This is a genomic window from Streptomyces shenzhenensis (assembly GCF_021462265.1).
Classification (GTDB): Bacteria; Actinomycetota; Actinomycetes; order Streptomycetales; family Streptomycetaceae; genus Streptomyces; species Streptomyces shenzhenensis.
In genome coordinates this window covers 143,302-164,031 of record NZ_JAJONF010000016.1, presented here as the reverse complement: position 1 = coordinate 164,031, position 20,730 = coordinate 143,302, and the positions used below count along the sequence as shown (strand labels likewise).

The 20,730-nt window shown below is 70.5% G+C and carries 18 protein-coding genes, 1 tRNA gene and 1 pseudogene; 7 read left to right on the top strand and 13 right to left on the bottom strand.

The window, feature by feature from the left end; all coding sequences use genetic code 11:
* Positions 1 to 98: 98 nt before the first annotated feature.
* The 7 genes from pheA to LQ326_RS21920 all read right to left on the bottom strand — a co-directional run bounded on the left by pheA (position 99) and on the right by LQ326_RS21920 (position 7,625).
* Positions 99 to 1,034, bottom strand: a complete 936-nt coding sequence (gene pheA, locus LQ326_RS21950) for a prephenate dehydratase (RefSeq protein WP_234539002.1) — start codon at positions 1,032 to 1,034, stop codon at positions 99 to 101.
* Between the two features lie 122 nt (positions 1,035 to 1,156).
* Positions 1,157 to 2,437, bottom strand: coding sequence for an iron uptake transporter deferrochelatase/peroxidase subunit (gene efeB, locus LQ326_RS21945; RefSeq protein WP_234539001.1), 1,281 nt, complete (start codon positions 2,435 to 2,437; stop codon positions 1,157 to 1,159).
* An 8-nt stretch (positions 2,438 to 2,445) separates the two neighbouring features.
* Entirely contained in the window at positions 2,446 to 4,458 is a 2,013-nt protein-coding gene (locus tag LQ326_RS21940) for a copper resistance CopC/CopD family protein (protein WP_234539000.1), read from the bottom strand.
* Positions 4,459 to 4,472: 14 nt separating this feature from the next.
* The gene (locus LQ326_RS21935) at positions 4,473 to 4,952 is read right to left on the bottom strand and encodes a copper chaperone PCu(A)C (RefSeq protein ID WP_234538999.1); all 480 of its coding nucleotides are present in this window, start codon (positions 4,950 to 4,952) and stop codon (positions 4,473 to 4,475) included.
* A 23-nt stretch (positions 4,953 to 4,975) separates the two neighbouring features.
* Positions 4,976 to 5,629, bottom strand: a complete 654-nt coding sequence (locus tag LQ326_RS21930) for an SCO family protein (protein ID WP_234538998.1) — start codon at positions 5,627 to 5,629, stop codon at positions 4,976 to 4,978.
* A gap of 106 nt (positions 5,630 to 5,735) precedes the next feature.
* Complete coding sequence (locus LQ326_RS21925) at positions 5,736 to 6,512, bottom strand: YcnI family copper-binding membrane protein (protein ID WP_372496916.1); 777 nt, start codon at positions 6,510 to 6,512, stop codon at positions 5,736 to 5,738.
* Between the two features lie 249 nt (positions 6,513 to 6,761).
* Positions 6,762 to 7,625, bottom strand: a complete 864-nt coding sequence (locus tag LQ326_RS21920) for a hypothetical protein (RefSeq protein WP_234538997.1) — start codon at positions 7,623 to 7,625, stop codon at positions 6,762 to 6,764.
* A gap of 300 nt (positions 7,626 to 7,925) precedes the next feature.
* Here LQ326_RS21920 and LQ326_RS21915 point away from each other — a divergent pair, with 300 nt between their 5' ends.
* Positions 7,926 to 8,375: an ATP-binding protein gene (locus LQ326_RS21915; protein WP_234538996.1), complete on the top strand. Its 450-nt coding sequence runs from the start codon at positions 7,926 to 7,928 to the stop codon at positions 8,373 to 8,375.
* Between the two features lie 38 nt (positions 8,376 to 8,413).
* On the top strand, positions 8,414 to 8,986 hold the full coding sequence (locus LQ326_RS21910; RefSeq protein ID WP_234538995.1) for a GNAT family N-acetyltransferase: 573 nt from the start codon (positions 8,414 to 8,416) through the stop codon (positions 8,984 to 8,986).
* A gap of 261 nt (positions 8,987 to 9,247) precedes the next feature.
* On the opposite strand, the gene LQ326_RS21905 is transcribed toward LQ326_RS21910, so the two are convergent.
* Together LQ326_RS21905 and LQ326_RS21900 are read right to left on the bottom strand one after the other, a co-directional pair.
* The gene (locus tag LQ326_RS21905) at positions 9,248 to 10,717 is read right to left on the bottom strand and encodes an aminopeptidase P family protein (RefSeq protein WP_234538994.1); all 1,470 of its coding nucleotides are present in this window, start codon (positions 10,715 to 10,717) and stop codon (positions 9,248 to 9,250) included.
* 189 nt (positions 10,718 to 10,906) lie between these two features.
* A complete protein-coding gene (locus tag LQ326_RS21900; protein ID WP_234538993.1) occupies positions 10,907 to 12,292 on the bottom strand; it encodes a PP2C family protein-serine/threonine phosphatase in 1,386 nt (461 codons plus the stop codon).
* A 646-nt stretch (positions 12,293 to 12,938) separates the two neighbouring features.
* Here LQ326_RS21900 and LQ326_RS21895 point away from each other — a divergent pair.
* The gene (locus LQ326_RS21895; protein WP_234538992.1) at positions 12,939 to 13,613 is read left to right on the top strand and encodes a bifunctional DNA primase/polymerase; all 675 of its coding nucleotides are present in this window, start codon (positions 12,939 to 12,941) and stop codon (positions 13,611 to 13,613) included.
* A 54-nt stretch (positions 13,614 to 13,667) separates the two neighbouring features.
* Positions 13,668 to 14,177 (top strand): annotated as a pseudogene (locus LQ326_RS21890) (hypothetical protein); the annotation flags it as partial.
* 381 nt (positions 14,178 to 14,558) lie between these two features.
* On the opposite strand, the gene LQ326_RS21885 reads toward LQ326_RS21890, so the two are convergent.
* The 3 genes from LQ326_RS21885 to LQ326_RS21875 all read right to left on the bottom strand — a co-directional run bounded on the left by LQ326_RS21885 (position 14,559) and on the right by LQ326_RS21875 (position 17,535).
* Positions 14,559 to 15,548: a DUF5926 family protein gene (locus LQ326_RS21885; protein ID WP_234538991.1), complete on the bottom strand. Its 990-nt coding sequence runs from the start codon at positions 15,546 to 15,548 to the stop codon at positions 14,559 to 14,561.
* A gap of 294 nt (positions 15,549 to 15,842) precedes the next feature.
* The gene (locus tag LQ326_RS21880; protein WP_234538990.1) at positions 15,843 to 16,481 is read right to left on the bottom strand and encodes an ATP-binding protein; all 639 of its coding nucleotides are present in this window, start codon (positions 16,479 to 16,481) and stop codon (positions 15,843 to 15,845) included.
* Positions 16,482 to 16,680: 199 nt separating this feature from the next.
* Positions 16,681 to 17,535 carry a glycerophosphodiester phosphodiesterase gene (locus LQ326_RS21875; RefSeq protein WP_234538989.1) on the bottom strand — a complete coding sequence of 285 codons (855 nt, stop codon included), beginning with the start codon at positions 17,533 to 17,535 and terminating at the stop codon, positions 16,681 to 16,683.
* A 257-nt stretch (positions 17,536 to 17,792) separates the two neighbouring features.
* Here LQ326_RS21875 and LQ326_RS21870 point away from each other — a divergent pair, with 257 nt between their 5' ends.
* Together LQ326_RS21870 and LQ326_RS21865 are read left to right on the top strand one after the other, a co-directional pair.
* Positions 17,793 to 19,274 (top strand): S1C family serine protease, encoded by a 1,482-nt coding sequence (locus LQ326_RS21870; protein WP_234538988.1) that lies wholly within the window; start codon positions 17,793 to 17,795, stop codon positions 19,272 to 19,274.
* Between the two features lie 60 nt (positions 19,275 to 19,334).
* Positions 19,335 to 19,419: transfer RNA gene (locus tag LQ326_RS21865), tRNA-Ser, on the top strand.
* Positions 19,420 to 19,587: 168 nt separating this feature from the next.
* Here the strand turns inward: LQ326_RS21865 and LQ326_RS21860 are convergent.
* On the bottom strand, positions 19,588 to 20,343 hold the full coding sequence (locus LQ326_RS21860; protein WP_234538987.1) for a GntR family transcriptional regulator: 756 nt from the start codon (positions 20,341 to 20,343) through the stop codon (positions 19,588 to 19,590).
* Between the two features lie 78 nt (positions 20,344 to 20,421).
* On the opposite strand from LQ326_RS21860, the gene LQ326_RS21855 reads away from it, so the two are divergent.
* The gene (locus LQ326_RS21855; RefSeq protein ID WP_234538986.1) at positions 20,422 to 20,700 is read left to right on the top strand and encodes a hypothetical protein; all 279 of its coding nucleotides are present in this window, start codon (positions 20,422 to 20,424) and stop codon (positions 20,698 to 20,700) included.
* Positions 20,701 to 20,730: the final 30 nt, after the last annotated feature.

The following is a 20,730-nucleotide window of genomic DNA, read 5'->3' as shown; positions in this document are numbered from 1 at the left end:
GTCGACAGACTCAGGTGTCGGTGTCGACTTGTCCCCAGGTCGAGATGGCGGCCTGTGGATAACTCCTGTGGATAACCAGGATATGAGGGTACGACCGGTTAGAAACGGCCGTCCTGGCACCGCGCCACCCAGTCCGAGGCCGCCACGAACTCCTCGTCCGACGTCCCCGGCGGGGTGGGCGCCACAGCCTCGCCGGGCTTGATGTCCGCCCGCGGGTAGGAGCCGAGGAACCGCACCTGGCGGCAGATCCGTTTCAGCCCCATCAGCGCCTCCGCCACCCGCCGGTCGGAGATGTGCCCCTCGGCGTCGACGCAGAAGCAGTAGTTGCCGATGCCGGCACCGGTCGGCCGGGACTGCAGCAGCATGAGGTTGATGCCCCGGGTGGCGAACTCGCCGAGCAGGTCACGCAGCCCGCCGGGATGGTCGTCGTTCTGCCAGAACACGACCGAGGTCTTGTCCGCGCCGGTCGGGGCGGCCGGCCGGGCCGGGCGGCCCACCAGCACGAACCTGGTCTGCGCGTTCTCCGCGTCGTGGATCTCGGTCTCCAGTGCCTCCAGGCCGTAGCGCGCGGCCGCGAACTCGCCGGCGAACGCGGCGTCGTACCGGCCCTCCTGGACCAGGCGGGCGCCGTCCGCGTTGGAGGCGGCGGACTCCCAGACCGCCTCCGGGAGGTGGGCCCGCAGCCAGTTGCGGACCTGCGGCTGGGCGGCCGGGTGGGCGGTGACCGTCTTGATGTCGGAGAGCTTGGTACCCGGCCGGGCCAGCAGCGCGAAGGTGATCGACAGCAGCACCTCGCGGTAGATCATCAGCGGCTTGCCCGCGACAAGCTCGTCCAGGGTCGTGGTGATGCCGCCCTCGACGGAGTTCTCGATCGGCACGAACGCGGCCTCGGCCTCACCGCCCCGCACCGCGTCCAGCGCGGACTGCACGGAGACGTACGGGATCAGCTCCCGGGTGGCGGCCTCCGGAAGGGTGCGCAGGGCGACTTCGGTGAAGGTGCCTTCGGGACCGAGATACGCATAGCTCGCTGGCATGTCACTCACCCTAATGGGCGCAGGGAGCCGCGGCTCGCCTGTCTCATCGGATCCACCCGACCGGGTGGTTTGGACCCCGGAAACGCACCAATAGTGATCAGAGACCACTGTGGTAACCGGGTTCATCCCTCCAGCAGCCGCTGCCCCACATACTCCCCGGCGGCCGCGCCGCCCGGTACCGCGAACAGCCCGCTCGCCTCGTGCCGGATGTACTGCGACAGGGCGTCCCCGCGGTCCAGCTTCCGCTGCAGCGGCACGAACCCGCGCAGCGGATCCGCCTGCCAGCAGACGAAGAGCAGCCCCGCGTCCGGTGTCCCGTCCGCGTCGATGCCGTCGTGGTACGAGAACGGACGCCGCAGGATGGCCGCGCCCCCGTTCTGGTCGGGCCGGGTGATCCGGGCATGGGCGTTGACCGGGACGACGTACTCCCCGTCGGCCCTGGCCTTGTCCAGGTCCATCGGAGTCGTCTCGGTGCCCCCGGACAGCGGCGCCCCGTTCGACTTCTTCCGCCCGATCACGTTCTCCTGGGCCGCGAGCGACAGCTTCTCCCAGTCGTCGAGGAGCATGCGGATCCGGCGTACGACGGCGTAGGAGCCGTTCGCCATCCACGCCGGATCGCTCGAACCGCTCGCCGGCACGAAGATCCGCCGGCCGAAGTCAGAGTCCGTCGGCTTGGGATTGCGCGTCCCGTCCAGCTGGCCCATGAGGTTGCGCGCCGTCATGGGGTGGGTGGTGGCGCCCGGGGTGCGGTTGAAGCCGTTCATCTGCCAGCGGACCTTCGCCGCGCTGCCCGCGTCCTTCTGGATGGCGCGCAGGGCGTGGAAGGCGACCAGGGCGTCGTCGGCGCCGATCTGCACCCACAGGTCGCCGTTGCTGCGCGACGTGTCGAGGTGGTCGGAGGAGAAGTCGGGCAGCGGGTCCAGGGCGGACGGCCGTTGCTTCTCCAGGCCGGTGCGGCTGAAGAAGCTGTTGCCGAAGCCGAAGGTGACCGTCAGCGACGAGGGTCCCGCGTCCCGGGCCACGTCCGTGTCGTCCTGCGTCATCGGCTCGCCGGCCATCAGCCGCTCGGCCGTCGCCGACCAGCGGCGCAGCAGTGCGGCGGCCTCGGTGCGGCCCGCGCCCGCCGCCAGGTCGAAGGCGACGAGATGGCCGCGTGCCTGGAGGCCCTCGGTGATGCCCGGCTGATGTTTCCCGTGAAACATCGCCCGGTCGGAGCCCACCGAGCTGAGCGGGGTGGCCTGGGCGGGGGCGGCCGCGTAGCCGACGCCGGCGCCCGCCGCGCCGAGCGCGAGCCCGGTGGCCCCGGCGGTGCCGAGCAGCGCCCGCCGGCTGACACCCCCGGCCGGCGGAGCGTCAGTGGCTGCGGTACGGGCCTCGGTGACGGACTGGGATTGTTCGGGCATGGTGCGGTTCAGCCGATCTGCGCGTTCTTGGAGACGGTCACCTGGTCGATGTCGGAGGTCCGTACGGTGACGGAGACCCTCCAGTCGCCGGCCATGGGGATCTGCACGCCCCTCGCGGCCCAGTGCCCGGTGGTGACGTGGTCGGGGGCCACGGAAAGCGGCCCGAGGTTCTTGGCGGCGAGGGTGAAGGCGACCTTGACCTCGGGGATGTCGAAGGCGCGGCCGTTGGGCCGCTGGACGTAGACGTGCATCTCGTTGCTGCCCACGGTCGCGGGGTCGAGGTCGATGCGGACGACGCCCTTGCCGTCCTTGCCGCCGGTGTCGAAGGACATGTCGAGGGTCAGCGCGCCCGAGGACGAGTTCGACGCGGAGGAGGACGAGGCGGCCGAGGCGGCGGCCTTCGCGTCCTGTTCGGTACGGCCGGGTTCGGTCTGCGTGAGCACGGTCGTGACGGCGAGCAGGACGACGGCGACTCCGGCCTCGGCGAGCACCGAGCGGCGCAGGCCGAAGCGGTGGGGGTCGGCGTCGCGGGCCCGCTTCTGCCGGGCGGTGTCCATGGCGGTCTGCTGCCGGGCCAGTTGCGCGGCACGCTCGGGGTCGGCGTCGGGGGCGGGGCCATCGTTGGCGTCGTCATCGACGGACGCGACCTTGCCGGAGGCGCCGGTGGGGGCCTTGGCGGACGTGGCGGACGCCTCCTTCGTGGCGGCGGATGCCTTGACGGTCGCCTTCGCCTTCTCCGCCTCTTCCGACGCCGCTGCCCCTGCCTCGGCCTCGGTCTCCGTCACCGCGCTGTCCGCGAGCCGCCCCGTCCACCGTCGCGAGATGGACGCGATCCCGACGAGCAGCGCCACGAGCCCGATCTTGACCAGCAGCAGCTCGCCGTACGTCGTGTCGGTGAACGCCGACCAGGAGCCGAGCTGGCGCCAGGACTGGTAACTGCCCGTGGCGACCAGGGCGAGCACCGATCCGAAGGCGACGCGGGAGAAGCGGCGTACGGCGACGGACTCGACCGGGGTGCCGGCGGGCGCCCGGTAGAGGGCGACCAGCAACGCGGTGAGGCCGCCCAGCCAGGCGGCGACGGCGAGCAGGTGGACGACGTCGACCGGCATCGCGAGGCCCGGCTGGAGTCCGGTGGAGGCGTGCTCGGCCATGGCCCAGCTCGCCGCGAGCCCGGCGGCCACGACGGTCCCGCCGATGGCGAGCCCGAAGGTCAGGTCACGCTTGTCCTCGCCCTCCTCTCGCTTGTCGTAGGCGCCGAAGAGGACGGCGATGAAGAGTGCGGCCGCCGCGAGCAGCAGCAGCCGGGAGACCAGGGCGGCGCCGGTCTTGGTCTGCAGGACCTGGCCGAGGAGGTTCAGGTCGACGATGTCGCCGACGCTGCCGGAGGTCGTGTAGGAGCCGCGCAGGAGCAGCAGCCAGAGGGTGGCGGCGGTGAGCGTCAGCCAGCCGCCGACCACCAGGCGCTGCATGGCCCGTACCCCGGAGCCGCGCCGCCAGCAGGCGAGGACGAAGGCGGCGCCGCCGACAAGCACGATGTACCCGGCGTACGACATGTACCGCCCGAAGCCGTACAGCCAGCCGACGACTCCGCCGCCGACGTCCTGGTCCCCGACCGAGGCGACGGTCCTGGAGGGCGTTCCCACGGAGAAGGTGAAGGCGCCGGCGACGGGGTGGCTGTCCGCCGAGACGACCTGCCAGGCGACGGTGTACGTGCCCTTGGCCAGCCCGCTCTTGAGCTGCACGCCGTACGTCGTCCCGCTCAGGTTGTCCGGCTTGCCCAGGTCGACCCGCGCGCCCTTGGGATCGAGGACCCGGATCGAGTTGTCGTTCATCGACACGTTCTCGGAGAACGTGAGTGTCACCTGGTCGGGTGCCTTGGTGACCACCACCCCCTGGGAGGGGTCGCTGCCGGTCAGCGCGGCGTGCGCGGAGGCCGGCCCGGCGCCGGCCAGCAGCGCGCCGGTGACGGCGAGGAACAGCAGCACCAGGGTGCGCAGGCGGGGGGTGATGGTCCGCGTCAAGGTCGGTCCCTCCCTCAGTGTCCGGTCGACGGGTTGTACGTGGCGGACTTCACCGGCATCTCGACGGTGAGCGGACCGGATTCGGCGAATTTGAGTTTCAAGGTGATCGTGTCGCCCTGTGCCGGGCGGCGCTTCAGCTTCTCGAACATCAGATGGTTGCCACCGCTCTTGAACACGAGTTGACCGTGGGCGGGCACCTCGAACGAGCTGACCTGCTCCATCGCCCCGCCGTTGGTCTCGTGCATGGTGATCTCACCGGCGGAGTCACTGGTGACGGAGGTCAGTTCGTCCTTCGTGCCGCCTTTGTTGGTGATGGTCAGGAATCCGGCGGCCATGTCCGTGGAGACCGGCTGCGGCATGTAGGAGGCGCCGACGGACAACTCGGGGAGCGAGGAGCCCGACGAGCCCGAGACGTTCGAGCTGCCGCAGCCCGCCAGGGCAAGGGCCCCCGTGATCGCTATCCCGGTCAGGACGAGGTGTTTTGCAAGTTTCACGGGTTTCGCGGATTTTATGGATGTCACGGGTTCTCCCCCTTGATCAGCTTGGGGAGGTCCTTGGTGTAGTCGTCGACGGTGGCGTCCTCGCCGTAGAGGACGTATCCGCCGTTGGTCTTCGGCGAGAACGCGATGACCTGGGTGCCGTGCACCGAGACGACCTTGCCGGTCTTCTTGTCCCTGTGGGTCGGCTCGATGGAGATGCCGAGGGTGCGGGCGCCCGCCTGGATGGTGGCGAAGTCGCCGGTCAGTCCGACGAAGGCCGGGTCGATGCCCTTGAGCCACTTGCCCAGCTCGGACGGGGTGTCTCGGGCCGGGTCGGTGGTCACGAACACGACCCGCAGCTTCGCCTGGTCGGCCTTGGACAGCGCCTTCTTGGCGACCGCCAGGTTGTTCATGGTCAGCGGGCAGACGTCAGGGCAGTGCGTGTAGCCGAAGTAGACCAGCGTCGGCCTGCCCTTGGTCTCCGCGCGCAGGTCGTACTTCTCGCCGTGGGTGTCGGTGAGCACCAGGTCCGGCTTCTCGAAGGGCGTGTCGAGGATGGTCGCTGCCTTGTTCGAGGTGGCCCCGGAGACCACGGTGACGGCTGACTTGGCGTCGTCGCCGCTGCCGCAGGCGGAGAGGGCCAGGGAGGCGGCGGCGAGCAGCGCGGCCGCGGCGAACGTCTTCTTGCGCATACGAAAATGTCCCAGATGTGAGAGATCCGGCGCGCACCGGGGTCGTACGACGGTCGTGGGAGTACGACAGCCGCATGACCCCCTGTGCGCGCTACGGACACGGAACTCAGGCCTCGGTGCCGGTGGTGGACCGGCGGCGGCCGGCGAGGACGCCGTAGGCGACCCCGGCCGCGCCGACGACGATGCCGACGACACCGAGGACGCGGGCGGTGGTGTCGCTGCCGCCCGCGGAGCCGGAGTCGCCGGAAGCGGTGGTCTCGGTCTTGGCCGACGTCTCCTCGGCGGTGTCCTCGGCCGTGGCGGACCCGTGGTGGTCGTCGGTGGCGGCGGACAGCGCGAGGACCGGGGCCGGGTTCTCCGGCTCGTCCTGGCCCTCCTGCTGGACCTCGATCCAGCGGACGACCTCCTTGTTGGAGTACGTCTGGACCGCCTTGAAGACCAGTTCGTCGGTGTTCTCGGGCAGGGCGCCCACGGAGAGCGGGAACTTCTGGAAGTAGCCCGGCTCGATGCCCTTGTCCTCGGCGGTCCAGGTGACCTTGGTGACCGCCTGGTCGATCTTCTCGCCGTGCATCTCCAGCGGCTTGGCCAGCTTGGACTTGGTGACCTCGATCTTCCAGCCGGCCATCGGCTGCGGCATCACGGACGCGATCGGGTGGTCGGCGGGGAAGCTGACCTCGACCTTGGAGGTCGAGGCGTCGTCGCGCTCGTTGGGGACCTTGAAGTCGATCACCGCGTAACCGCCCTTGGCGGCGGTGCCCTCGGGCTGCACGCTGACATGCGCGAACGCGGGCGAGCAGACGGCCAGTACGGCCGTGCCCGTGACGGCGGCGACGGCGGCGACACGAGAGGTCTTCTTGGCGGACATGGCAGACATGGCGGACATGGCGGAAGCCTTCATGGCAGGGAGCACTCCACTCCGGGTGAGTTCTGTCGTTGAGGGGCGCGTGGCAAGCCGACAGCCGGTAACCGGCAACCGACAGCCGATCGCCAACCGCCAGTTGATGGCCGGAGGTGAAAGCGGAAGCCGGAGAGCGACAGCGGCCGTCGGAAAGCGCACGCGTGCGGGCCGCACGACGGCGGCCGACCCCTCCGGATCCGGGAAGATCCCGGGGAGTGCGCTGGTCGCGTCGTGTCAGGCGGCGAGAACGAGTACGGCGGCGGCCACCGGCGGCCCGCGCCGGATCACGGAGTGCTGGAGGGTGACGGTGCGCGGGGCGGCCGCTATGTCCCAGGCGCTACGACGGCCGCGCGCGGGTGCCTCGGGTACGGCCACGAGCCCGGCGCACAGGGCGCACGCCAGCGCGAGCGCCCTGTGCAGGGCACGGACGAGCGCCCCCTCGGCGACCCCGTGCGCCGTGTCGGCCGACAGCCGGATCAGTCGCAGCAGCGCCAGGTCGCCCCGGCGCAGCAGCCACCCGGCCACCACAGCCGCGAGGAGGTGTCCCAGCAGCATGGGCACGGAGGGCAGCAGCGAGCCGGAGGCCCCGGTGACGTCCGCGGCGTGGGCCGTACCGCTCGTGCCGGTGGCCGGAACGGAGGTGCTGAGGTGCGCGGCCGTGAGGATCTTGTACGCGTGGGCGGGTGTGATCTGTGCTGCCCCGGCCCCGCACACCAACCGTGCGGCCCGCTCCACCAGCGAGGCGTCGCTCAGGGACGCCGACGACATGGACGTCATCGATGACATCGGCGACGACATCGATGACATGGACACCGAGTCGCCGTGCTGACCGAGCCCGAACAGCGTGTGGAGCACGGTCTGCGCCACCGCGAGCAGGGTCACGATCCCCGGCAGCGAGCGGGCCCGTCCGGTCAGCGGGGCGACGAGCGCCAGGGTGCCCAGGAAGCCCGCGCCGAGCGTCCACAGCGGAACCGCCGCGCAGGAGGCCAGGGTGTGCCCCGCCGCGGCCAGCACGACGCAGAGCGCGGCGAACACCGCGGCCCGCAGGAGCCGCAGTCCGCTTCCGGTGCGCGCCGCGCGCGGGTGGGGGGCAGTCATGGCGCGCTCATCATCGCACTGGACCCGCGCCCGCCTGACGTCAGGTCCGGAAGATTCCGTTACGTGCGGAGACGCTGAAACCACGCTGAACGACGGGGAACGGACGGCGGCAACGCGTGACAGAGGGTGTTCGAGGGGAAGAACCGAAAGATCATTGTTGTGCCGAACCGCCCGCTCATACACCGAAACCTCCCCCCGCGCATCCCCCGGATGGGCGTTCTCACATGAACGGAGTGCTTACACCCGCGCACGGGTGGCAATAGGTATCGGTATGTCGAGCCGCGGCCAGGAGGCTGGAGCATGAGCATCTGGTGGTCACTCCATCTGCGGCGTGAGGCCGCGAGCGTGCCGCTCGCCCGCCGGCTGCTGATCGGCACGATGGAGACGGCGGGTGTCGACCCCGACATCTCCTACGACCTCTCCGTGGCCCTCAGCGAGGCCTGCGCGAACGCCGTCGAGCACGGCGGGGCGGGCCGTACCTCGGAGGCGTACCGGGTCACCGCCTACCTGGACGGTGAGAAGTGCCGTATCGAGGTGGCCGATTCGGGGCCGGGGCTCGGTCCTGGGTTCGCCCGCACCCAGGACATAAGACCCGCCCGGCCCGACGCCGAGCACGGAAGAGGCCTCTGTCTCATCAGAGAACTCGCGGATCACGTCCACATCGGCAACAAGCCCGGCCGGGGCGGCACCGTGGTCAGCTTCGACAAGATTCTCAAGTGGAAGAAAGATCCTTCCCTGCTTTCGGCATGACCCTCGCTCCCGCATAACACCCGCGCTAGGGTGCGCGCATGCTTCTCAGAAAGATTAAAGAAAGCCTGCTCATCCCGGGTGTGATATTGCGTCCGATTGCCGTCGGCGATGCCGGGGCGCTGTGCACCGCATACGTCGGCAACCGAAGCCATCTCGAACCCTGGGAACCGGTCAGACCCGAGTCCTTCTTCACCGTCGAGGGTCAGACCGAGCGCATCGAAGGCCTGCTGGGACAGGTCGCCGACGGTCTCATGGCCCCCTGGATCATGGAGTCGGCCGACGGCCGGATCGTCGGGGCGATCACCCTTTCCGGAATTTCTCTGGGCCCTTTCTGCAGCTCCTACGTCGGCTATTGGGTGGCCGCTGATCAGCAGGGCCGTGGTCTGGCCACCGCCGCTCTGGAACGGGTCTGCGAGATCGCCAGGGATGTCGTGGGACTTCACCGGATCGAGGCGTCCACCCTGATCGAGAACACGACCTCCCAACGCGTGCTGAAGAAATGCGGGTTCGAGACGATCGGCGATGCGCCGCAGTATCTGCACATCAATGGGGAATGGCGGGACAGCCGGCTGTTCCAGCGGATCCTGCACGACCGCGCCCCGGCTGTGTGACCAGCGGCTTCCCGACGGGTCCGGCTTCCCTGGCGTTCACAGGCTGTCCCCAGCTCCCGCCCACGTCCCTGACAAGCGGCGTCCATAGCCGGCGCACTGTTCCTGGACGGGCTCTCCGCAGCGCCCCTTCAGGGGCGCGGAGCCGTATTCGATGTGCGGCTGCCACCGCCTGGCCGCGACCAGCCACCGATCAACCGATTGCCCGCAGAACGCAACGATGGCCGGGCACCCTCGTGGTACCCGGCCATTTCACATCGTCCGTCAGCTCTTGAGCGAAGCCATCCACGCCTCGACCTCGTCCGACCGCCGAGGCAGCCCCGCGCTGAGGTTCCGGTTCCCGTCGGCCGTCACCAGGATGTCGTCCTCGATCCGGACCCCGATCCCCCGGTACTCCTCCGGCACGGTGAGGTCGTCGGCCTGGAAGTACAGCCCCGGCTCGACGGTGAGCACCATCCCCGCCTCCAGGACACCCTCCACGTACGTCTCGGTCCGCGCGGCGGCGCAGTCGTGGACGTCGAGCCCGAGCATGTGCCCCGTCCCGTGCAGCGTCCACCGGCGCTGCAGCCCGAGCTCCAGCACCCGCTCCACCGGCCCCTCCACGAGCCCCCACTCGACGAGCCGCTCGGCCAGCACCCGCTGCGCGGCATCGTGGAAGTCGCGGTACTTGGCGCCCGGCTGTACCGCCGCGATCCCGGCCTCCTGGGCGTCGTACACGGCGTCGTAGATCTTCTTCTGGATCTCGCTGTACGTGCCGTTGACCGGCAGTGTGCGCGTGACGTCGGCGGTGTACAGGCTGTGCGTCTCGACGCCGGCGTCGAGAAGGAGCAGGTCGCCGGAGCGCACCGGGCCGTCGTTGCGCACCCAGTGCAGCGTGCAGGCGTGCGGGCCGGCCGCGCAGATGGAGCCGTAGCCGATGTCGTTGCCCTCGACCCGCGCGCGCAGGAAGAACGTGCCCTCGATGTAGCGCTCGCTCGTGGCCTTGGCCTTGTCGAGGACCTTCACGACGTCCTCGAAGCCGCGGACCGTGGAGTCGACGGCCTTCTGCAGCTCGCCGATCTCCCACTCGTCCTTGACCAGCCGCGCCTCGGAGAGGAAGACGCGCAGCTCCTCGTCGCGCTCGGCGGTGACCTTGTCGGTCAGCGCGGCCTGGATGCCCGCGTCGTACCCGCGGACGACCCGCACCGGACCGGTGGCCTCGCGCAGCTTGCCGGCGAGCTCGCGGACGTCGGCGGCCGGGATGCCGTAGAGCGCCTCGGACTCGGTCAGGGAGTGCCTGCGGCCGACCCACAGCTCGCCCTGTCCGGAGAGCCAGAACTCGCCGTTCTCGCGGTCGGAGCGGGGCAGCAGGTAGACGGTGGCTTCATGGCCGTCGTCCTTCGGCTCCAGGACGAGTACGCCGTCCTCCGTCTGGTTGCCGGTGAGGTAGACGTACTCGACCGACGCCCGGAACGGGTAGTCCGTGTCGTTGGAGCGGGTCTTCAGGTTGCCGGCCGGGATCACCAGGCGCTCGCCCGGGAAGCGGGCGGACAGCTCGGCACGGCGGCGGGCGGTGTGCCCGGCCTCCTCGACGGGCTTGAGATCACGCAGCTCCGTGTCGGCCCAGCCGGACTTCATGCTCTCGGCGAGCTCGTCGGACACGCCCGGGTACAGGCCGTTCTTGCGCTGCTTGATCGGCTCTTCCGACTCGGTCTCCGGGGTCTCCGGAGTTTCCGGGGTGAGCTCGTCGGACACGGTCATCCTCCTCGACACTGCAGTGGGTGCCGTCCATCGTACGGTCGTACGGAACGGCGTCCCATGGACCGGGGCCCACAGCGGTGTGAGGTGTCTCCGCCTCGGTGTTCCGGCTCTCCTGCCGGCTCTCCTCCTGACCGAGTTCCGGTTCTCCTCCCGACCGGCCGGCGACTCCTTCTGACTGACCGGTCAGTCGAACCGGGCCGCCAGCAGGACCACGTCCTCCTCGCTGTCGGCCTCGTCCAGGCCGTCCGGCAGCATCGTGCGCAGGACGTGGTCGGCGATCGCCCCGGGGTCGTGGCGCAGGGCGCGCGGGACGCTCGCGGCGGCCGCGTGCAACCGGGTGAAGGCGCGGTCCATGGGGTCGCCGGTGCGGTGCAGCAGCCCGTCGGTGTAGAGGAGAACGGTTTCCCCGGCTTCCGCCTCGATCTCCACGCAGGGCGCCTCCCAGCAGGCGAGCATGCCGAGCGGCGCGGACACGGAGGACTCCGCGAACTCGGTGCGGTGCTCCCCGATCAGCAGCGGCGGGCTGTGGCCGGCGCCGGCGAGGGTGACCTTGCGCGGTGCGGGCTCGCAGTAGGCGAACAGGGCGGTGGCGCAGCGGGCCGGTTCGGTCAGCCGCAGCAGCAGTTCCAGGTCGGAGAGGACCGCGACCGGGTCCTCGCCCTCCATCACGGCATACGCCCGCAGGGAGGCCCGCAGCCGTCCCATCGCGGCGACCGCGCTGGGACCGGAGCCGGTGACCGAGCCGACGGCGAGGCCGAGGGCGGCGTCGGGCAGCGGCAGTGCGTCGTACCAGTCGCCGCCGCCGCGCGGGCCGGTGCGGTGCCGGGCGGCGAGCTGGACGCCGGCCACCCGGGGCAGCCGGGAGGGGAGCAGCTCCTCGGCGATGGTCGCCATGCACGCGCGCGTGCGCTCGACTTCCAGCAGCCGGGCCAGGTGTTCGGCCGCGTATTGGACGTACCGGCCGATGAGGTGGCGCTGGCGCTCGTGCGGCTGGGCGGGCTCGTCGTACAGCCAGGCGACCGCGCCGAGGCGGTCGGCCGCGTCGGTGACGAGGGGGAGTGCGTAGCTGGCGGCGTAGCCGAGGCGGGCGGCGACCTCGCGGTGGCGCGGGTCGAGGCCGTCCTCGGCGAACAGGTCGGGGTGCACGATCTCGGCGGCGGTACCGCTGTCGTACGGCAGCGCGCCGCGCGGGACGGTCTCCAGGTGGCCGAGGTCCGCGCGGCCGAGCCCGAGGCCGAGCGTGTTGTGCGGGCCGAGTCCGTCGGCGGGCTCCAGCGTCACGAGACCGCGCCGGGCGCCCACGAGGGCGGCACCGGCGCACAGCAGTTCCTGGAGGGCCGGCTCCAGCGTGCCGGTCCGGGCGAGCCGTTCGGTCAGCTCATGGAGGGTGGTCAGGTCGGAGACCCAGCCGGCCAGCCGGTCCTGGAGGAGGGTGCCGGGTGCCGGGGCGGGCGGCGTCTGCGGGACGGGCGATGCGGTCGGGGCGGGGGGAACCGGCGCGACAGTGTGGGCGGGAGTGGGGATCGTTGGATCGATTCCGGCCACTTTCGGAGGGTGCGGGGCGTTCATCGCGTCCGGCTTTCAGACCTGTGCGTATTGCTCAAAAGCATCGCAAACCCCCATGTCCTTCTGCGCCGCTAGCAGTGTCTCCACATGTACACGCACTCGTGAGGAGATGTCCAGCATTGTCCTGCCGGGATTCCTTGTGTCCGTGGGCCTCTTGGGGTCTTCGTGAGCTGTTGTCCCCGACGACTTGCGCAAAGGTGAAATTGGCTGAAAACTGACTCGGGCAACGGTTCACTGCGGTCGACTGGCCTTGCTCCACGGAGCGTCACAGCGGTCGTGATGGGTACCTACTCGGAGAAGGCCAGGGGTGGTTGGGGGAGCACCCGGAACCTGGCGGCGGACCCGGGCGTCTTAACCACCGACGACCGTGCCCCATCCTCCCGTGGCGGAGGCGGAGAGAAACACTCGGAACGGCAAAACGCCAGACTTCGCCACCCCACGCCGTGGCCGTGCTTTTGATAGACGCAGTACGAGCAGTACGACGCAGTTCTTGTGAACGCGGGCGCGGCCTCCGCTCGACCCCCAGGGGATCCCCCTGCCCAGGGCAGGGGTGTGATGCGCCAACAGGTACGCACAGTGAAGTGATCGACACATGATGTGATGTGGTCCACGGTGTTGCCAGCGGTGCAACGGAAAGGAACGAGCGCTCATGCGCGAGATCCTCGGAAGGCGACGCAGGCTCCTGTCCAAGCGGAACGACAAGGGGCCTGAGTTTCTCGGCGCGGCCCTGACCTTCGCGACGGAATGGCAGTGGCCCGTACTCCCGGGTGTGGCTCCCGACCCCCAGGGGCGGGCCCGGTGCGGGTGTCCCGACCCGGAGTGCACGGTGCCCGGTGCCCACCCCTTCGACCCCGGCCTGCTCGCCGCCACCACCGACGCGCGCATGGTCCGCTGGTGGTGGGGCAACCGGCCGGCGGCCCCGATCGTCCTCGCCACCGGAGCCGCCGGTGGAAAGGCGCCCTGCGCGGTGAGCCTGCCGGCCCTCGCCGCCTCCCGCGCCCTCGCCCTCCTGGACCGCCGCGGCATGCGCCTCGGCCCGGTGGTCGCCGCGCCCACCCGCTGGGCGCTGCTCGTCAAGCCTTACTCCATGGAGCAGTTGGGCGAGCTGCTCTACGCCAAGGACTTCGTCCCCGGCTCACTCCGCTTCCACGGCGAGGGCGGCTATCTCGCCCTGCCGCCCTCCGAGACCGGCCAGGGCGCCATCCGCTGGGAGCGGGCCCCGCTGCCCGGCTCGGCCAACCCCTGGGTGCCCGACGTGGAGGCCGTGGTGGACGCCGTGGTCGACGCCCTCACCCGTACGGGTGTGAGCGCGCCTGAGTTGTAAGGGTGTCGGGCGCGACAACCCGGTTTGCCGCGTCCGCCTCGTTACCCTCCGCACATGAACGTGCGTCTACTCGCCCTCGCGGGCGTCATGGTGTGCGCGGTCGCGCTGCCGCTGACCGTGGCGTCCGCAGGACAGGTGGGCGATGCCGTACACCACGCCCGGCAGGACGACGAGAAGCTGCCGGCGCCGGTCCGGTCCCCGCTGGTGCTCGGCCTGGGCCTGGCCACGGCCGCCCGCTGCGGTCCCGAACTCACCTCGCCCGACGGCGTCGAGGCGCAGACCTGTGTGATGGCCCAGGGCGCGGACACCTGGGCGCGCACCTACTACCGCAACGCCACCGGGGCGGCCCTGGAGGGTGTGCTCAGCCTCCTGGGCCCGCACGGCCGCACCGTGCAGACGCACTGCCCCGCGGACGCCGACGACGAGCCCGCCACCTGTGAGACGCCCCGGGAGCGCGCCCGGAGCACCCTGGACGCCTACTCGGCCGTCACGGAGTTCGCGGCACGCGACGGCGACGGACCTCTGCTGCTGCGCTCCGCGAGCAACTCGGGGGACGATTCCGGGGACGGCCCGGGGGGCGAGCCGCGGCGCGCGTCGGGGGCCGCGACCGGGAGTGCCCCCGAGGGCGCCTTCGGGGGAGCCCCCGATGACCTGTTCGCGGACAACTCCCAGCAGAAAGACGCGAGTTGACGAACCGCTTCGTCCGTACACCGGACGCGGGCATGAAAGGGCCCGGTTGCTGGCGACGGGGGATGCACCAGCAACCGGGCTACTGAGACGGTAACAAGAGATCGGCGGTTCGCAAATTCGATCTCGGCTATTCGGACACGTATTTGCTTGCCGTGTAGGGAAGTTGTGACAGGAGTCACCCGGTGCGACGGGCCTGGGGCGGCTGACCGACCGGCCGGCCGCGCCCCTGTGCCCACGCTGATCGACAAGCGATCGTCAGCTGAGGGTGACCTGTCGGTTGGTCAGCCCGCCGCGGGCCCGCCGCTCGTCCGCCGTGAGCGGTGCCTCCGAGGCCAGGGCGGTCGCGAGCCGCTCGGCGAACTCGGCGGCCGGCTTCTCGATGTCCTGCGCGCCGACCCCGCTCGGCAGGTCCCAGACCGGCACGATGAGACCGTGCGCACGGAAGGAACCGACCAGCCGGGTTCCTTCGCCGAGGCTGGACCGGCCCGCCGCGTGCAGCCGCGCGAGAGCGTCCAGAAGCTGCTCCTCGGGATACGGCATGACCCACCGCAGGTGGTTCTTCTCGGGCGTCTCGCACCAGTAGGCGGAGTCGACGCCGGTCAGCTTCACCGTCGGGATGGCCGCCGCGTTGGCCCGCTCCAGGGAGGCGGCCACGTCCGGGCTGGCGTTCGCCGCGTCCTGCACCCAGAACTCGAAGCCGTCGTGCACAACTGGCTCGAACGGGCCCTTCGGGTCGAGCAGGTCCTGCAGTCGCGGGCTGTCGGCGGGGGCACGGCGGCTCTGCACCGGAGTGCCCGGTTCGGCGGCGAGCGCGCGCTGGAGGGTGTCGGCGAGGTCGCGGCTGATGTCGCCGGACGCCGTGTCGTTCTGCAGGCCGAGCAGGACCGAGCCGTCGTCGCGGCGCAGCGCCGGCCAGGCCATCGGCAGCACTGTGGCGAGCGTGACCGAGGGGACGCCCTCGGGCAGACCGTCCTTCAGGGTCAGCTCGACCGTGGCGGCCGGGACCAGCTCGCGCAGCGCCACCCAGTCGCCCTCGCCGGCCAGCCCCTCGAACGGGCGGTGCACCAGCTCGGTCACCGCGTGCGCCGCGGCCCGGCCGTGGCACGCCTTGTAGCGGCGGCCGCTGCCGCAGGGGCAGGGCTCACGGGCACCTACGACCGGAAAGTTCCCATCAGCGCCTCCGGCGCGGGCTCCATCGCCTGGCTGCGGCCGCGTGGCCGTCGTCTGGGGTCGCTTCTTGGCCATCTGGGTGTCTCCCGGTTACGGCTCGTCTCGTACGGCGGGAGCCTAGCCGTTCCCGCCCTGAGGCACGGGAACCTGTGGACGACCGCGCCGACACGGGCGTACGGCCGTCCCCCCTGTGGACGGAGCCGACGCCGCGTACCCGATCGTTCCCGGCCGCCGGAAGTCGCCGGAAGTCTGGAAGTTGTTGCGAGTCTCGTGGGAAGCCGTCGGAGGCTGTCGCGAGTCGCCGGCAGCCGTCCGAAGCCGTTCGAAGCCGTCCGACGTCATGGAAAGGCCGGGAAATACTACGAAGGCTCAGTCCAGGTCGTCGAACGCCTCCGTCAGGTCCAGGCCCGGCAGCTCCGGGACCGAGGGTGCCATGACGCGCGTGGCCAAGGTGTCACGGTGGTCCGGGGTGCCGGGATCGCTCATGTCCCTGTGGATCACGACCCAGACGGTCACCTCGCCCCGGGCGTCGTCGCGGACCCCCCAGTCGTCGGCCAGGGCCGTGATGATGTTCAGCCCGCGGCCGCCGTGTGCCGTGACCGACGGGGTCATGGGGGCCGGGCGGGTCGGGCCGCCGCCGTCCGTCACCTCGACGACCAGCCGGCCGCGACTGTCCACCCGCCAGGCGGCCCGCACGTCGCCGTCCCCGGCCAGTGCGTCGCCCAAGGGACGGCCGTGTTTGCAGGCATTGCTCAAAAGTTCGGAAAGGATCAGTACGGCATCGTCGATGACCGATTCCGATAGACCACCGGTGCGCAACTGCTCGCGCATGCGGTGTCTCGCCTTCCCCACGCCCGCAGGGCCATGGGGTACGGCCATGCTCGACGACGTGGGCACGTCCTGTGCCACCACCAACGCCACCCCCGAGACCTCCTTCGCCCCACGCCACGGTGTGGATGCCCCATCGGCCTGAACCGGAAACCGGCCAGTGAATGTCCGGTGACGCACTCGCAACCAACGAATACGTGCCGAACGCGCCGGAGCACCCCCTGTGACGGGCCGTCGCCCTATCCCCCCGATACGGCTTCAGATAAGGCTTCGTATGGCTTGATTTCGATGGTATGGCCGAGAAGTGAGGATGCTGTGAGCGGGCTTTCGGGTCAAGAGGTACGAGGTGTCCTTACTTGACTCTTTATCTGAGCCCTGGTCAGGACAGGTCCCGATTCACCGTTCCGCACCGCCCCAGCCGGCGCAGCACCGCCGCCGGCCGGTTGGTGATGATCGCGTCGATGCCGAGTTCCACGCAGAGGTCCACGTCCTCCGGCTCGTTCACCGTCCACACGTGCACCTGGTGGCCGTTCCGCTTCAACCGCTCGACATAGGCCGGATGATTGCGCACGATCCGGATCGAGGGGCCCGCGATCCGGACGCCGGCCGGCAGCCGCCCGTCGCGCAGCCGGGGCGAGAGGAACTGCAGCAGGTAGACCGTCGGCAGTGTCGGCGAGGCCGCCCGGACCCGGGCCAGCGACCGCGCGGAGAAGCTCATGACCCGCACCGGCGACTCGGCGGGGGTGGCCGGGGTGTCCAGCCCGAACCGCTTGAGCAGGACCAGCAGCCGCTCCTCGACCTGCCCCGCCCACCGCGTGGGGTGCTTGGTCTCGATCGCCAGCTCCACCCGCCGCCCGGAGTCCGCGACCAGCTCCAGCAGCCGCTCCAGGGTCAGTACGGAGGTGTCGGCGCGGTCCTCGGGCCGGAACTCCCAGTCGGGCTCCTCGTCCCGTCCGCGCCAGGCCGGACCCTTCCGCCACGCGCCGAAGTCCAGGGCGGAGAGATCGGCGAGCTCCAGGGCCGAGACGGCACCCCGCCCGTTGGACGTACGGTTGACCCGTCGGTCGTGGACGCACACGAGGTGGCCGTCGGCGGTCAGGCGCACGTCGCACTCCAGGGCGTCGGCGCCGTCCTCGATGGCCTTCTTGTAAGCGGCCAGGGTGTGCTCGGGAGCGTCCTCGGAGGCCCCGCGGTGCGCGACGACCTGGATGCGATGCTGTGGTGCGTGGGTCACCGCGACATGGTGCCACCGAGCGGGGGTACCTGGGAGCACCGCGGATGCCGGTAAAGAGAACTTTTGTCGGACAGGCCCTATATAAAGGTTGTCCGTGTACCCACAGCCACCGCTTATGGTGCTCTGACGCCCTGTGGGAAAAGCTGACGGCATACAAAAGCACATGCACAGCCGAATCGCGCCGGACCGACAGCAAGCGTGAAAGAGCGTGACCGAGTGCGACCGAGAAGAAAAGCCGTGGACCGAGGAGAGAAGCTGTGAGCACCGAGAACGAGGGCAACCCGGTACCTCCGGCCCCATCGGCACCTCCCGTGCCGCCGGCGTCTCCCGCCACCTCGCCGCAGGCGGCCGCGTCCGACGGCGGGGAAGCGCCGACCACCCCGATCCCGCCGACGCCCCAGGCCCCCGGCGCACCAGCGGGTGACCCTTACGGCACCGCACCACAGGCCCCTGACAGCTCCTGGCCGCCCCCGCCCCCCGTGACCCCCTCCTACGCGGACCCCGGCGCGGGTGCAGGCACGGGCTGGGGCTCGTCGTACGACCAGCAGCACCAGCAGCACCCGTACCCGCAGCACCAGCCGTTCCAGCAGCCGCAGCACGCGCCGAAGAAGGGCAGCGGGCGCGGCGGTCTGATCGCCGGCGTCCTGGTGGCCGCACTGGTCGCGGGTGGCCTCGGCGGCGGCCTCGGCTACACGCTGGCGAAGAACAACGACGACAGCGGCTCCACGACCATCTCCGCGTCCTCCGACACCGGCGCCACCCAGGTCAAGCGTGCCGCCGGCACCATCGCGGCGGTCGCCGCCAAGTCGCTGCCCAGCACGGTCACCATCGAGTCCGAGGCGACCAACGGCGAGGGCGGCACCGGCACCGGCTTCGTCTTCGACAAGCAGGGCCACATCATCACCAACAACCACGTGGTCGCCGACTCCCTCGACGGCGGCAAGCTGACCGCCACGTTCCCGGACGGCAAGAAGTACGACGCCGAGGTCGTGGGCCACGCGCAGGGCTACGACGTCGCGGTCATCAAGCTCAAGAACCCGCCGTCGGACCTGCAGCCGCTCGCCCTGGGCGACTCCGACAGGGTGGCCGTCGGCGACGAGACGATCGCGATCGGCGCACCCTTCGGCCTGTCCAACACGGTCACCACGGGCATCATCAGCGCCAAGAACCGCCCGGTCGCCTCCAGCGACGGCAGCTCCACCAGCAAGGCGTCCTACATGAGCGCCCTGCAGACCGACGCCTCCATCAACCCGGGCAACTCCGGCGGGCCGCTGCTCGACGCCTCCGGCGCGGTGATCGGCATCAACTCCGCGATCCAGTCCGCGTCCAGCGGCGGCCTGGGCAGCGGCGGGCAGTCGGGTTCGATCGGCCTCGGCTTCGCCATCCCGATCAACCAGGCCAAGTACGTGGCCCAGCAGCTGATCAAGACCGGCAAGCCGGTCTACGCGAAGATCGGCGCGTCGGTGTCGCTGGAGGACGGCTCCTCCGGCGCCCAGATCACCGACTCCGGCTCGGGCGGCTCCGCCCCGGTGGAGTCGGGCGGCCCCGCGGACAAGGCGGGCCTCAAGCCCGGCGACGTCATCACCAAGCTGGACGGCACGGTGATCGACAGCGGCCCGACCCTGATCGGCGAGATCTGGACCCACAAGCCCGGCGACAAGGTCGAGATCACCTACAAGCGCGGCGGCTCGGAACACACGGTCACCGTCACCCTCGGCTCCCGCGTCGGCGACAACTGACCGGCACACGCCCGCACGAACCGGTTACTCTGTTCCCCGCGCGGATCTCCGTCCGCGCGGGGTGGGTTGCCCGAGCGGCCTAAGGGAACGGTCTTGAAAACCGTCGTGGCGCGAGTCACCGTGGGTTCAAATCCCACACCCACCGCGTGACGTGGATGGCCCCTGACCAGGTGAGATGGTCGGGGGCCGTTGGCGTGTGCGCTCCCCCATGGACACCGCTGTTCCCCCTGGTTTCCCGCTCTATCGGGCACGGAAGGGGCACGACTGGGGCACGACTTGAGGGCCTCGGATCATGGTCTGAGGGGGCTGTCGCCTACCGGTTGATGGGAATCTCGTAGACGATTTCGCAGTGGGCGGCCGGCACGATGATGTCCGCGGTCTCCACGGGGCGCCCTTGGTCGCTGTAGTAGGTCCGCCGGATGTGGGTAACGAGAGCGGCCTTCTGAACGCCGAGGAGTGAGGCTTCGTCGGCGGTTGCCTGCCGGGGCTCGGGCTGCTCCACGGCGTGGCTGACGGTGATCCCGATGGCGGCCATGCGGTTCACGACGCCCGTCCCGGCATGCGGGCCTCCCTCGGGAAGGACGACGAGGGTGCCGGCGGTGAGGTCGTAGGGCTCCCAGCTCGTGGAGAGCTGCACGGGCCTGCCGTCGGCCAGGAACTCGTACGAGGTCCGTACGCACAAGTCGCCTTCGGCGATGCCCAGTCGCGCGGCGATGTCGGCGGGGGCGGGGACCTTGGCGTCGGTCCGGCTCTCCCAGTCGCCTTGCTTGCCGAGGGCCTTCATGTCCGTGCGGAACGGCGACCCCTGGTGCTGCTCGCGCGCCGAGGACCGGACGACCCGCACGCGTTGCCGTGGCTCGGCGACGTAGGTGCCCGATCCGGCTCGCCCTTCCAGGACGCCCTGTGAGATCAGCAGTTCCTGCGCTCGGCGGACGACGTTCTCGCCCACGCCGCACTCCTGGCCGATCTGCGCGCGGGAGGGGAGGCGGTCCCCCGGCTCCCACACATGCTCCGCGATCCGCCGCCGGAGTTCGTCGGCGATGCGGAGGTAAGGCGGCTGCTCAGGCATGTGGAAAATCTAGTCCACTAGCTCTAATCTAGTTAACTAGCTTCACTGAAAGTGATCGCTGGTGACGGAGGCTGCCCTGTGCCCGCTTCGGGAGTTAGCGCGGCGGCCATCGCCGCCCGGCTGTCCGCTGTCGGGCTCCCCACGCGGGTGGAGGAACGCGCCGGCTTCACGTCGGTCGAAGCGGAGTTACCGGAATCGCTCTCCGCAGAGGTGTGGAGGGAGGTCCTGGAGGTGGTGGCCGAGGCCGATCGGTTCGGGCTCCACGCCACCAGCTTGAGCGGCCGCACCCTCTGGGCGGTCGTACGCAAAGTGGTCCCCACGGCGGGCGATGCCGGGGGACCGAGCCATCAGCGATAGGAGCTGATTCAGCGTGCTCAACCGTATCCG

Coding starts and splice junctions, on each gene's coding strand:
- LQ326_RS21920 (WP_234538997.1), bottom strand. CDS start 7,625: ATGACTGCCCCCCACCCGCGCGCGGCGCGCACCGGAAGCGGACTGCGG.
- efeB (WP_234539001.1), bottom strand. CDS start 2,437: ATGCCCGAACAATCCCAGTCCGTCACCGAGGCCCGTACCGCAGCCACT.
- LQ326_RS21925 (WP_372496916.1), bottom strand. CDS start 6,512: ATGTCCGCCATGTCTGCCATGTCCGCCAAGAAGACCTCTCGTGTCGCC.
- LQ326_RS21895 (WP_234538992.1), top strand. CDS start 12,939: ATGCGCGAGATCCTCGGAAGGCGACGCAGGCTCCTGTCCAAGCGGAAC.
- LQ326_RS21900 (WP_234538993.1), bottom strand. CDS start 12,292: ATGAACGCCCCGCACCCTCCGAAAGTGGCCGGAATCGATCCAACGATC.
- pheA (WP_234539002.1), bottom strand. CDS start 1,034: ATGCCAGCGAGCTATGCGTATCTCGGTCCCGAAGGCACCTTCACCGAA.
- LQ326_RS21860 (WP_234538987.1), bottom strand. CDS start 20,343: ATGCCTGAGCAGCCGCCTTACCTCCGCATCGCCGACGAACTCCGGCGG.
- LQ326_RS21910 (WP_234538995.1), top strand. CDS start 8,414: ATGCTTCTCAGAAAGATTAAAGAAAGCCTGCTCATCCCGGGTGTGATA.
- LQ326_RS21885 (WP_234538991.1), bottom strand. CDS start 15,548: ATGGCCAAGAAGCGACCCCAGACGACGGCCACGCGGCCGCAGCCAGGC.
- LQ326_RS21930 (WP_234538998.1), bottom strand. CDS start 5,629: ATGCGCAAGAAGACGTTCGCCGCGGCCGCGCTGCTCGCCGCCGCCTCC.
- LQ326_RS21915 (WP_234538996.1), top strand. CDS start 7,926: ATGAGCATCTGGTGGTCACTCCATCTGCGGCGTGAGGCCGCGAGCGTG.